13 protein-coding genes are annotated in these 12,762 nt (G+C 42.1%); 2 read left to right on the top strand and 11 right to left on the bottom strand.

The window, feature by feature from the left end; all coding sequences use genetic code 11:
• Positions 1 to 54 precede the first annotated feature (54 nt).
• From J7I80_RS08900 to J7I80_RS08890, 3 genes are all read right to left on the bottom strand, one after another.
• Positions 55 to 381 carry a hypothetical protein gene (locus J7I80_RS08900; protein WP_214737674.1) on the bottom strand — a complete coding sequence of 109 codons (327 nt, stop codon included), beginning with the start codon at positions 379 to 381 and terminating at the stop codon, positions 55 to 57.
• 26 nt (positions 382 to 407) lie between these two features.
• Entirely contained in the window at positions 408 to 551 is a 144-nt protein-coding gene (locus J7I80_RS08895) for a hypothetical protein (protein WP_214737672.1), read from the bottom strand.
• A gap of 224 nt (positions 552 to 775) precedes the next feature.
• On the bottom strand, positions 776 to 1,225 hold the full coding sequence (locus J7I80_RS08890) for an NUDIX hydrolase (protein WP_214737670.1): 450 nt from the start codon (positions 1,223 to 1,225) through the stop codon (positions 776 to 778).
• Positions 1,226 to 1,433: 208 nt separating this feature from the next.
• Between J7I80_RS08890 and J7I80_RS08885 the strand changes: the two genes are divergently transcribed.
• Positions 1,434 to 2,888, top strand: coding sequence for an aldehyde dehydrogenase family protein (locus J7I80_RS08885; protein WP_214737668.1), 1,455 nt, complete (start codon positions 1,434 to 1,436; stop codon positions 2,886 to 2,888).
• 110 nt (positions 2,889 to 2,998) lie between these two features.
• Here the strand turns inward: J7I80_RS08885 and J7I80_RS08880 are convergent, their stop codons facing one another.
• The 5 genes from J7I80_RS08880 to J7I80_RS08860 all read right to left on the bottom strand — a co-directional run bounded on the left by J7I80_RS08880 (position 2,999) and on the right by J7I80_RS08860 (position 8,311).
• On the bottom strand, positions 2,999 to 3,508 hold the full coding sequence (locus J7I80_RS08880; protein WP_214737666.1) for a hypothetical protein: 510 nt from the start codon (positions 3,506 to 3,508) through the stop codon (positions 2,999 to 3,001).
• A 174-nt stretch (positions 3,509 to 3,682) separates the two neighbouring features.
• On the bottom strand, positions 3,683 to 4,579 hold the full coding sequence (gene nrfD / locus J7I80_RS08875; protein ID WP_214737664.1) for an NrfD/PsrC family molybdoenzyme membrane anchor subunit: 897 nt from the start codon (positions 4,577 to 4,579) through the stop codon (positions 3,683 to 3,685).
• Positions 4,580 to 4,584: 5 nt separating this feature from the next.
• Positions 4,585 to 5,121, bottom strand: a complete 537-nt coding sequence (locus J7I80_RS08870) for a 4Fe-4S dicluster domain-containing protein (protein ID WP_214737662.1) — start codon at positions 5,119 to 5,121, stop codon at positions 4,585 to 4,587.
• Positions 5,121 to 7,316: a molybdopterin-containing oxidoreductase family protein gene (locus J7I80_RS08865; RefSeq protein ID WP_214737660.1), complete on the bottom strand. Its 2,196-nt coding sequence runs from the start codon at positions 7,314 to 7,316 to the stop codon at positions 5,121 to 5,123. Before J7I80_RS08865 ends, J7I80_RS08870 begins: the two co-directional genes overlap by 1 nt.
• A 386-nt stretch (positions 7,317 to 7,702) precedes the next feature.
• Positions 7,703 to 8,311: a TorD/DmsD family molecular chaperone gene (locus J7I80_RS08860; RefSeq protein WP_214737658.1), complete on the bottom strand. Its 609-nt coding sequence runs from the start codon at positions 8,309 to 8,311 to the stop codon at positions 7,703 to 7,705.
• 309 nt (positions 8,312 to 8,620) lie between these two features.
• Here J7I80_RS08860 and J7I80_RS08855 point away from each other — a divergent pair, with 309 nt between their 5' ends.
• A complete protein-coding gene (locus tag J7I80_RS08855; protein ID WP_214737656.1) occupies positions 8,621 to 9,532 on the top strand; it encodes a 4Fe-4S dicluster domain-containing protein in 912 nt (303 codons plus the stop codon).
• A 152-nt stretch (positions 9,533 to 9,684) separates the two neighbouring features.
• On the opposite strand, the gene J7I80_RS08850 is transcribed toward J7I80_RS08855, so the two are convergent.
• From J7I80_RS08850 to miaB, 3 genes are all read right to left on the bottom strand, one after another.
• On the bottom strand, positions 9,685 to 10,227 hold the full coding sequence (locus J7I80_RS08850; protein ID WP_214737654.1) for an outer spore coat protein CotE: 543 nt from the start codon (positions 10,225 to 10,227) through the stop codon (positions 9,685 to 9,687).
• Between the two features lie 306 nt (positions 10,228 to 10,533).
• A complete protein-coding gene (locus J7I80_RS08845) occupies positions 10,534 to 10,971 on the bottom strand; it encodes a YlbF/YmcA family competence regulator (RefSeq protein ID WP_102262259.1) in 438 nt (145 codons plus the stop codon).
• A gap of 1 nt (position 10,972) precedes the next feature.
• The gene (gene miaB, locus J7I80_RS08840; protein WP_214737652.1) at positions 10,973 to 12,517 is read right to left on the bottom strand and encodes a tRNA (N6-isopentenyl adenosine(37)-C2)-methylthiotransferase MiaB; all 1,545 of its coding nucleotides are present in this window, start codon (positions 12,515 to 12,517) and stop codon (positions 10,973 to 10,975) included.
• Positions 12,518 to 12,762 lie beyond the last annotated feature (245 nt).

The raw sequence follows: 12,762 nt of genomic DNA, 5'->3' as shown, positions 1-12,762 counted from the left end.
CCAATAAGAGCAAAAAAAAACAGGCTGAGCTCAGCCTGTTTTAAAGTTACGACATCATTTTAACGTTTTGAGAACTGCCTCAATATCTTCATTGGTCATTTCGGCTGCCTGAGCCATTGTCCTGACATCCTTTGATGCCCAGTAATCATATAAACGCGCCAGGTCATTACGATTATATACCTGATTACCGTAGTGGCTGTAGAAATAAGCAACCAGAAGATTGGCTACATTTGCCGGCAGTTTATTGCGGGTTGAAATCGACCTAAGTGCAATATTCTCAAGTCCGCGGATATTATTATCAGTAAATTTTTCTACCACTTCTATTGGCAAAGCGGTTTCACAAAAAGTAAGGAATTCTGGATCAGTTAATTGTTTATTCATAGAAAATCTCCTGCTTAATTTACTTTTTAGATCGCTTCCAGCGCATTCTCTATAAGTTTGATATCCATGATTATAGATTTCTTTATATTGGCATCATCACATCGCTGGTACTCTTTATGAAGTCTTCTTAGTTCTTCGTAAAAGATCCGGTATTCATAGTTGTTAATCATAATCTCCCTCATTATTTTACTGTTCTAAGAAATATTTTCCCATTTATACCTATGGTCAAACAAATTTATCATGAGGAATGTGATTATGCTAACATTACCATTAAGCAGGTCAGAAAGAAAAGGGGTATTTTGGTTCATTTGAATTTCCCAACACGGATATCTTATTCAGACCCGTTATCAATCCCTTTCTTTCCCTTCATAATGCCTGTCTATGAAGGTACATTTTAACCGTTATTTTCCATCATCGTTAATGCCCTTTGGACCGCCCAGCTTTGATGGTCATGAAACATTCTTTTGACTGCTTCCCCCGCTTCGACCCACTTAAGGTGATGATCTGCCTCTAAAGGCTCTCCCGTATTTCCAGTTATTCTGGCAAAATAGAAGTGTCCTTCAACAAGATAATATGTACGATCCTTCTCCGAGTAAAAATATCGCTGTGCTTTTCCAATCCATTCGCCGATTTCAAGAAGCTTTCCCATTTCTTCAATGCCTTCTCTTACAAGACACTCAACATGACTTTCACTTCCTTCCATGCCACCGCCAGGAAGGAAATAGCCACCATCATCCGTCTCGATTAATGCAACCAGATTTTCATTTTCATTCAATATGATTCCATACACCCCCGGACGCCATGTATAGCTTATTCCTGGTTCCTTTTCCCCAAAAGTGATCATTCTTCATCCCTACAATCCAAAAATTTTTTTATGACATGGAAACAACTATAGAAGCATGTACTAAATCATCAAAATTTCTTATCTGGAACGATTTTCTTCAGTTTACTTTTCGTGTTTTCACAAGAATCTCCTTCCATTTCTTTAAATTACTTTTTAACTATTTTTCCGAGGGTAAAAAAATAGAGACTATGTTACTAGGAGTGAGATGATGGAACAGTACAAGAATTTGAATAAACAATATATCAGCGGAGAATGGCGAGATGGTACGGGCCAGAGCCGCTATAAGGATAAAAACCCGTATAACGAAGAAGTCTTGGCTGAATTCAAGATGGCTGGCATTGAAGATGTTAAAGAAGCGTATGAGTCTGCCAGGAAAGCACAAAAAGAATGGGAGAATGTCAATCCATTCGAACGTTCTACCATCATGGAAAATGCAGTCCGCATCATGTCGGAAAGGCGAAAGGAATTGGTAGAGTTACTTGTAACAGAGTCTGGCTCTACCCATATCAAGGCAAATGTTGAGGTTGATTTCTGCATAGCCATCACTAGAGAGTCAGCGTCATTCCCATTAAGAATGGACGGCAAGATGGTGCCTTCACTTGTTCCCGGAAAGGAAAACCGTGTATACCGTAAACCACTTGGTGTGGTAGGTGTCATCAGTCCATTTAACTTCCCAATGTACTTATCAATGCGTTCTGTTGCACCTGCACTTGCAGTTGGTAATGGAGTCGTGTTGAAGCCTGATGAGCAGACTGCAATGAGTGGCGGTACTGTGATCGCTAAAATATTTGAAGAAGCGGGTCTGCCAAAAGGTTTGCTTAATGTGACTGTTTCTAATATTGGCGAAATCGGCGATTCATTCGTAGAGAATCCTGTGCCAAGAATGATTTCGTTCACTGGGTCAACTGGTGTCGGACGCCATATTGGTGCGCTTTGCGGCCAAAACATAAAAAAAGTGGCATTGGAGCTCGGCGGCAATAATGCACTTGTAGTCCTTGAGGATGCGAACATAGAGCATGCCATAAACTCTGCCATTTTCGGCAAATTCATGCACAACGGACAAATCTGCATGGCTGTTAACCGGGTGATCGTCCACAAGGACCGCTATGATGAATTCGTTGATAGGTTTGTGGAAAAAACTAAAAGCCTTAAAGCTGGTGATCCTCGGGAGCCTGATACGTTAATCGGACCGCTGATCAACCGCGGAGCTGTCGACCGGATCCTTAAAGATATAGAGAAGGCTAAATCCGAAGGAGCTGAAGTGGTGCTGGAAGGTACTGCAAATGGCACGCTCATGACTCCATACGTGCTTACCGGCAGCAATGAGGTCGCAACTGCGAAGAACGAGATGTTCGGTCCAGTCGTAACCATCATTCCTGTTGAAAGTGAAGAAGAAGCAATCCGCATTGCTAACGACACACCATTCGGATTAAGCGGAGCCGTCCACGCAGGATCTGTTGAAAAAGGTGTCGAAGTAGCCAAGCAAATACAATCCGGCATGGTCCATGTTAATGACCAAAGCGTCAACGATGAACCACTGGTTGCTTTTGGCGGCGAAAAAGATTCAGGTCTTGGAAGATTTGGCGGGGAATGGTCCCTTGAAGAATTTACAACTGTACAATGGATTTCAGCCCAGACCAATCCACGCAAATACCCTTTTTAACATGTTAAAAGCTGAACCTGAGGTTCAGCTTTTTGCTTTAGATTGAAAACATGTCAAGTATTCTTTGAACCGGGCGAATCAGCGAAGGTAAGCCGATTTAGCAAAGTCCCCTACTCCTGTAAAATATGCTTATACTTTTCATGAGTCTTAGCTTGCATTGCTTCAGTAACACGCGGCGTAAAATCAGCCTCCACATGTTCAACAACCATATTATAAAGCATTTGCATTCTAACATCCTGATAAGCCATCTGAATATGAATATGTTTTACATTCCTATCTTTCATCATTAAGGCAGAATTAAAATTATTGCTTCCCATAAGCTTTGATACTGACCTTGTTTCCAAAACAATATCTTTTTCTTGTTCAGATAGGTTCAGCTTTTCAGTATTTATCTGTATATCATCCATTTCCGCGAGCTTAACTTCTCCTTTACGCTTTGGATCGATAAGTTCAAGCATCGCTCTCACATGTTCCCTTAGCATTTGGATATTCAACTGAATCAGTTTCTTTAACTCTTGGTTGTCCACAATTTCATTGAAGATCTTTAACTTGCTGATTACTCCTTCATGGGTCGGCAAGTGTTCAGCCATAATTCCTAAATCCGCAGCAGGCAAATTCATCTAAAATCCCTCCTCGTTCATCATAGGCATTATATTCGTAAGTTTGCTAACTGTTCTCAGCCTAATAAATAAAGGCTCTTTTCTCAATCTTTACGAAAACAACCTAAATAAAAGAATGGGAGAGTTATATCGATACCTAAAAGACCTGGACGTGTTTAGTCCAGGTCTGCTCTACTATAAAAATATTACCGGAACAGCTGCTGCCAGCAACAGGTAGCGGAGAATGAAACCTCCTGCCAGTACGGCACTTTCTGTGATCAGTGTAGCTGCAATTCCGTGTGAGCCTGAAGCAGCCACTTCCAATCCCGCCGGAGTTTGACGCAGTTTTTTTGAATTCCATAATTCAAGGGCTTCGATTGTAATTGGAAGTATTAATCCTGCAACAATCAGTCCGAACCAGAATAAAGCGCTGTACTCACCGGCAAGAAGCATTGAAACCGATTGTGCTGCTGACTCATTGGTCGATGAAGTAATCAGGAACATATTGAAGATCAGGAATACTTCAGCTATCAGCAATGTTAAGTGAATCTTTTTTAACGCCATAACATGGTGCACGACTTTTTTATCCAAGATTGCTGATACGAGCATAGTACCGGCAATTCCTGTTGAAAATGCTGACACAACGAACAGGATCGGCAGAATGGCTGTATTCCATAGTGGTACAGCACCGATGACCCCAATCAGGAAGCCGGTGTAAATGGCGGTGGCAACAGCGAATACGATGCCGACGTACTCCACAATTTTGTTCGTATCTTTTTTCAACAGTTCCATTAAGGCGATGTAGGCTGCCGCCATCATGAAAAAGCTGATGAAATAAGTACCGATTGTCATGACGGAACTGAAATTTGTAAATAAATAGATGAAGCGCAAAGGATCCTTAAGACCAGCTTCAGCATCAACAATTAGAAGTAACAGTCCTATTCCCATCAGAATCGGGCTGATTAACCTTCCGACAACCCTGACTGTCTTGGCATCTGGGTATTTCCTTGCTGCATAGGAAGAGGTTAAAAAAGCCCCGGCACTAAGTCCAGCAAGGAATAAATAGGCAGCGATAATTGTTCCCCAAACCATTATAATCACCTCACGTAGTAAATTTTTGCCTTGCCTAGGTCCGCCCTTAAAGGCTGGGCATTCATTTTAACAATTGCTTTCGAAACTTCGCTATTTGGATCATCAAGATCACCAAATATCCTGGCGTTGCTAATGCACGTACTGACACAGGCCGGCTGCTTGCCTTCTGCTACCAGCTCTGCACAGAAACGGCACTTCTCAACAACTCCTGTATTATGGTCCTGTGTTCTGGCGCCATAATGGCATGCCACCATACAGTACTTGCAGCCGATACATTTATCTGCGTCTACTAGCACGATGCCTTCATCCGTCGTATAGGTTGCCTTTGTCGGGCAAACACTTACACAGGGGGCATCCTCACAGTGCTGGCATTGTACAGGGATGATTTCATTTTTTACGTTTGGGAAAACTCCTGTTTCCTTTTCATAAAATTTAATATAAGACTCTTCTACCGGAAGCTCATTCTGCATCTGGCAGCTTACCCGGCAAGCATAACAGCCGACGCATTTTCGTGTGTCTATTACCATTCCATAGCGTGCCATCAGCCCTTCACCTTCCTAACCTTCACGATTACTTCGTGGATATTACCCGCTCCACTCCATTTTTCAAAATCAAATGGAACATGCTCCATATATCCAAAGCCAACACCGTATCCTGTCTTCAAATCTTTAGACGTAATGCCGTAATGACTTGGGACAAAAATAGCCTCTGGGTGAATTCTTTCAGTAACTTTGACCCGGATTTTGCTAGTTGCTTCACTGGATTTCAATTCCACCATATCGCCATCCTTGATTCCCAGCGCTTTGGCACGGACAGGGTTGATCCAGATTCTCTCTAAATCATAATCTTTTGTAATTTGCATCAAGATTGGTATATTCGCAGTCTGAGTATGGCTGTGTATCGCCTGCTTGCCCGTAATCAGACGGAAGGAATCGTCTGCAGGACTTACCTTTGGCTCAATCCATTCGACGATCGGCTTGAAACCAACTGCTTTATATGTTTCACTGTAAAATTCAACTTTCCCGGATGGAGTCTTTAATTTCGGCATTTCACCGATTGTTATTTCCTCGTTCGGAAACATGATAGTTCCTTTTTCCCTAAGCTGTTTATACGTAATACCGGTCGGTGCGAGCATCGCTTCATTTAATTCATCAAGGGTGAAATTGAAGTACTGGCCAACTCCGCAAGCTTTTGCGAGCTCCGTATAAATTTCATTGATCGGCTTTGTTTCTGGATGGACCTTCTCCACCATTTGCTGGCGAAGGGCGATTCCAGGAATCTTACCTGATAAACCTTCTATTACTTCATCGCGTTCAATATATGTCACTTCTGGAAGAACATAGTGAGCCAATTGTGCAGTTTCAGACATTTGAACATCTATTGCCACCACAAGATCCATTTTAGAAAGAGCTTCCTTCATGACTTTTGGATTTCCATAACCAAGTGCTGCATTAGAATGATAATAAATTGCCGCCTTCATTTTGCCTTCCAATGCTTCTTTTGCGACGATTGTTGCTACACCATTGTTTGGGTAGGCAATCGGGAATTCCTTAGATCCTGCCTTTGGAACTTCCGGTTCTTTTGGACTCGGGTGTTTAACTTTGTCAAGCTTACCCAACGAAGGTTTTCCACCAAAGATACTTCCGCCTTTTTGCTGGTAGTTTCCAAGTAAAGCATTGAACATCGCTACGGCACGGCCGGTTTCTGTACTATTTTCATAGTTGCAGCCGAATGCTCCTCTCCATGATTGCTCAATCAACGCCTTCGGCTTGGCTTTGCCCATATCAATGGCAATTCGCTTAATTGCGTCTGCAGGAATACCGGTGATCCCTTCTGCCCATTCTGGGGTGTATTTTTTCAGTTCCTTCGAATATTCCTCATAACCAATAGTGTAATTTTTAATGAAGTCTGCGTCATGAAGGTTTTCTGTTATCAATACATGTGACATCGCCAGCACCAATGCCAGGTCTGTGCCAGGACGGATCGCAAGCCATTCAGTTGCCAGGTTGCCGGTATTGTTCAAACGCGGATCGACAATGACAATCTTGGCTCCGTTATCCCTGGCAGCTGCCAGAGATTGTACGGAACTAGGACGGATGCCGTCACCATAGCTCCTGCCAATGAACATAATATATTTTGCATTGCTGATATCTGCGCTAGTAGCCGTGACACCTACTGTATGAAGGAAACCTGCATCCCTGGAGTTCGAACAAACTACATGGTGCGTATAATAGTTGGCAGAACCCAGGGCATTGATGAATCGAGGGGAATAAAATTTCCCTGAAGCACGCGGGTCCTCCGTTAATGCGACTGACTGGGGACCATGTTCTTTAATGATTTTGTTCAATTTTTCGGCGATTTCTTTATAAGCTTGCTCCCATGTGATCGGCTCAAATTTCTTTTCGCCAACCCTTTTTAAAGGCTGTGTCAGCCTGTCTGTGGAATAAACAACAGTAGCGTAACCATGCCCTCTCGCACACAGCTTTCCTTTCGAATAAGGATGATCAGGGTGCCCCGTCAGCTTCCATAAACGGCCATTTTTGACATGGCCGATCATTCCGCATTTACTTGAACATGCATTGCATGTACTAGGAATCTCCTTCACTACTGCATTTGCTCCTGCTTTTACATAATTTTTGGACCATTCATTAAAGCCTACTGTTCCCGCAGATGCCAAAGCAGCAGTAGCAGCAGAGGCTTTGATAAATCCACGACGTGATAGTTTTGTTTCCACCATTTTAACTAGCCCTCCTTTTACTCCCGACCGGTAAAACATATTGGATGTAATGTCTATATTGCATTGTCACAGGCAAAATCGATAACATGATGCTTCTTCCAACAATGCTAAAGTTTAATCTTTTTGACTCTTTAGCAAAGTATCTGACAGATGGAATTGAATCTGTTAATACAGCTTTTTTCAAAAGATTGTCCATCACTAAAAGCATCACCACCTTTAAGATTTACGCTCTTTTTGCAACTTTGTTGTTTTTACGACCTTTATACGCATTTGAAGCTCGGAAGTCTCCTCGAAAAGAGCCCCGATGCCCATTATTTATAATGAAGCAGGTTCATCTGCGAATAGCAGCAATCAACGCGAAAACAGGCGCGATTTAAGACCTACAGTTAATTGTTTCGATGCGCCTGCAGGGTCTCAATCAATATTCTCGTCAACCTCTGATAAAATGAGTGCTTTGTTACCCGCGAAAGCTGCGATTCGAATTCTTCCAGCCAATCGAAATGATCTTCCATAAATTCAGCTGTAAATTGTTCAGGAGCATGCTCTATGAAATATGCCAGCAATTCCAGCAGGATAGCCAAGTGATCCGGCATGCCATGTAATTCAACAGGAATATCGATCTTTAGCTTTTCTAACAGAAAATTGATATGTAACGCCGAATCACCCAGGATATAACCTTTGTCCCGTGCAAAGGGAAGTGTACAAGTTTCATCCTGTGACCACGGTTTATACAATGATTCGACCGGAATGGCAGCCTGCTTTTGCATGCTTCCAATAGAGGTCATGAATAATTCCTGAAATTTTTCATAGCTTTCAGGCAAGACTTCCTCTAAGGAAAAAGTAAGATTGTAATGATTATTGATCGATTCTTCCAGCTTCTTCAGAAGATCTTCTTCCTTAATCTCATCCCAGATCTCTATAGTTGGATGTTTATATAAATCTGAAAGGACTAAAAATACATTCGCACAATCTGTTTTGTTATCTAATCCAATCACCGGGATTCACCACCTTTCGAATACACCTTCACTATATGGCATAAAAGTTTGTGAAACAATATACATTCTGTGGCGAAACCCACGAGAGTATGTGAAGGATTTCACCTAGTTTTAACTGTAATAAATTCCCCATGAGTTCCATTGACATAACTGTTTTCTCCTGGTCTGACTGATGATATAGAGACTTCAGCGGCTCTTCATTTGTGAATTTTCTTTTACATATGTATGTATATCTGGCAAACTCGCCTCTTTTTAAAAGGTTTAATCGTAAAATGAAAGTATAGAAATATGCCCCCTGAGGTGACGATTATGTCTCTGTTAACAAATTGGATTGAAAGCCTGAGCTACGACCTGGAGATCTCAGAATCCTGCACCAGGAAGATTAGCCCGCTGAGTTCCTGTTCAGCTTGTTTTGACGCATGCCCAGATGAAGCCATCCTGCTTGAAAATGAAAAAATAATGATTGATGAAAAAAGATGCACTTCCTGCGGTGTCTGTATCACAGCCTGTCCTGTACAGGCGATCAAAGGACAATCTCCTTCAAGAAGGGTCATCCAGGATCATCTTCTGCTCGAGCAGGAATCGCCGCTGCCAAGCTTAACTGAATTGCTTTACTACCATAAAAAAGGAATCCGCTTTATTCATCAGCCTTCTTTAACTGCGAAGTTAGTAAACCGAATCAGCCAGACCAATGAAGTCCTTGGCGCTATGTCACTAGAACTCCTGCAGGTTACAAACCAGTTTGTCCTAAAGCCGGATGAGCAGCCGATGTTATCAAGACGGGACTTTTTTGCAAAGCTCTCTTCCGACAGCAGGAAAACTGTCCTTTCTTCCGTGACACCTGTTAAATGGCGCTTCAATGAAAGCAATTTTAAACCTTCCGTTCTGTTCAAGGATTGGTCCTTTTATAAAGTGGAAATAAACGAGGAGGAGTGCACACTATGTGAAGCCTGTTTTAATATTTGTCCCTCTGGCGTATTCACCCTCGGGGAAAACGGGCTTATAATGAATGAAAACCAATGCACTGGCTGCCATTTATGCTTGGACATTTGTAGAACGAGCGCAATAACAGTTGAGCAAAAGGTTCACCAGGCTCCGTTTGTCTCTTATAATCTAAGCAAGAACATTTGCAAACAATGCGGCACTGGCTTTCATGCATGGGAAGAATCTGATTCATGCCATATATGCAGCACAATTAAAAAGCCTAATTTTTTCTTTTGAGTGAATGGACTGTAATAGAGGCACTGGACATTAGAAGCGCATTTTTTTAAACCGCTTCTAAACCCAGTGCCTTTTTAAATGGCAATGTCTTTCTGCCTTTTTCGTTTCAGTGTCAAAAAAAAACTAGGAAGTGAAAGCTTCCTAGTTCGATGTTATTCTTCCTCTCCCAGGAGGAAGTCTGGGTTCAAGTCTTCGAATTCGTCATCATCGACGCCATGGCCCCACTCATCATCATCGCAATCGCATCCGCCTGGATGAGTGACAACGCATACCTTCGTTTCACCAATGACTTCCACAAGGAATTCCCTCTCGACGTGAACGATGATTTTGTTGCCATTAGGCGAAATGACCGCTTCAATACAGTTAGGCTGCTGCAGAACCTCTACAAGGACATCATGGTCATCCATGCAATCAGGGTCACGGTACTTCAGCTTGATGACATCGCAGTAAGTTACTTTCTCCGTCACTACTTCAGTTTTTGTATTATCATCAAAGGAGTACCAGATGTTGGCTTCGTAAGACCCGTTTACTTCAACCACTTTCCCTACCTTTTTTGCCTTATACTTATGGTTTATGACCCAAGCGCCCAGAATGCTGCTCGGATTATGCGCTGGGTTGATCGTATGATTGGACTGCGTGAATTTGCGTCCCTTCGCTACGACGGCTTTCGTAATAATCTCTCTGTAATCTCCCATTGCGAGCGAAACCTCCTCAATCTTTTTCAATTCATCCTATGCGTGATATTAGACTAGTGTGCGATTAATTTTAGAACCACTGGTAAAAACTTAGGCATAGTTCATTGTATGCCCATACATGCTGAATGTTCCCAATTGAAGAAAGTTGATGGGTAATTAAGATTGGATTGGTTTTCATACCGCAGTCCTTGAAAAGAAATACTCCAGACTGGAGAAGCAGTCCTCTCTCCTTCCCAACAGCCCTTATCTGTTCCAATGAATAAAAAAATGGCACCCTATAATCGGGTGCCATTTACTCTTCAATGATTAATGGTTATGCGTATGGCAGCTTGCTTCGTTTTTCAAAGCTGCTCCTGTTTCACCGCGAAGGATATCTCCGCCAGTAGATGCTACCACTTCATCTGTAACTGTATTGGAAATTGTTGTAGCCACTAGCTGAAGCAATTCATTAACATCAATTTGCGATTGCTTGAACTCCTGGACAACTGGAATTTCATCCAGCTGCTGTTCTAATGAAGCAATTTTTGCCTCAGTCTTCTTCAACGCTTCTGTTTTACCATAATGCTGGAAGTTAACAGCCTGTTTTTGAAGACCTTTTATAGAAGAAATAAGTGTTTTCACTTTTTCATTCTCATGGATTTGTGCTTCTGCACGCTTGAAAAAGTCAACTTCTTCTGTTTCCGCAATCATTCTTGCGATTTCTCTTGAACGCTGGATAATGTCATCTTTATTGTATTTTGCCAACTTAGTTCACCTCAACTGGTTGTATTTCTTCTACCATTTCCCCGTTTAATGACCATGTCTTTGCATTTGTGATCTTAACCTTGACGATTTTACCGATGGCCGACTTCGGACCGACGAAATTGACAAGCTTTAACTTACTTGTATACCCGGCCAGAACATCAGGGTTGTTTTTGCTTTCGCCTTCAACCAATACCTCAACAATCTGATCCTGATACTTCTTCATAGACTGTGCAGATTGCTCATTCACTAGTGCGTTCAGGCGCTGAAGACGCTCTTTCTTCACTTCCATCGGGACATTATCCTGCATTTTAGCGGCAGGTGTGCCTTCCCTTGGAGAGTATATGAATGTATAAGCTGATTCATATCCTACTTCACGAACAAGAGACATTGTTTCCTCAAATTGCTCATCTGTCTCATTCGGATAACCCACGATAATATCTGTTGTTAATGTGACATTAGGAATGGCTGCCTTGATCTTGCGTACAAGCTCAAGGTATTGTTCCCTCGTATATTTTCTGGCCATGATTTTCAATACATCTGTAGAACCTGACTGTACAGGCAGATGGATATGATCCATCAAGTTTCCGCCATTAGCCAGCACTTCAATCAGGTGATCGTCAAAATCACGCGGATGGCTTGTTGTAAAACGCACACGCGGAATATCGATCTTACGCATTTCATCCATCAAGTCTCCTAGACCGTAATCGATGTCCGTAAAATCTTTACCATACGCGTTTACATTCTGACCAAGCAGGGTAATTTCCTGATAGCCCTGGGCTGCAAGCTGACGGACTTCCTGGATGATGTCTTCTGGACGGCGGCTCCGCTCTTTGCCTCGTGTATAAGGAACGATGCAGTATGTGCAGAACTTATCGCAGCCATACATGATGTTCACCCATGCTTTGATGTTCCCTTTGCGGACCTTCGGAAGGTTTTCGATTACATCCCCTTCCTTGGACCAGACTTCAACGACCATTTCTTTGGACATATATGCTTCCTGCAGAATATGTGGCAGGCGATGGATATTATGAGTACCAAAAATCATATCAACCTGGTTATAGGTTTTGAGAATTTTATTAACGACCGATTCTTCCTGGGACATGCAGCCGCATACTCCCAATAGAAGATCTGGCTTTTCTCTTTTCAGGTGCTTCAAATGTCCAAGTTCACCAAACACCTTATTCTCAGCATTTTCCCTGATTGCGCATGTATTCAGTAGAATGACATTCGCATCCTCGACGCTGTCAGTAGGTTCATAGCCAAGACCCAGGAATATACCAGCCATGACTTCTGTGTCATGCTCATTCATCTGGCATCCATATGTACGGATGTAGAATTTGCGCCCTTGACCCATTCCAATGAATTCTTCAGGGATGTCAAAGTCTTTATGATACTTGACTTCTTCTTTGCCGCGTTTCTTTGCATCCTTCAATGATGGAGCTGTATATACTGTTTCAAAGTACTTGCTATAATCTTTGCTGGATTTTTTGTCCGAAGGATTATCAGTTTGTACTTTCTGGCTTTCCAAGCGTTGATTCTCGTTCATTTCAGATCTCCTTTCATTAGAAAGCAAGCAGGCAGATGGATTCAACCTCGTCGGTGCTTTATACTAACAGTTTTGCTTTCTACGATAAAAAGGGCAGCATCACCCTGAAAATATTAAATATACACATTATAATAGTATAAACTCTTCAATCAATGAAAACAATAGCAGGCACTGGAAATACAGCTTTCTTGATAAAAAAGCCGTCCTAGTCAATTATATTACCCTATAGATTATCTTATTGGAGT

This window comes from Bacillus sp. ISL-41 (genome assembly GCF_018613235.1).
Taxonomy (GTDB): Bacteria; Bacillota; Bacilli; order Bacillales; family Cytobacillaceae; genus Mesobacillus.
This window is presented reverse-complemented; position numbering and strand designations above follow the sequence as displayed.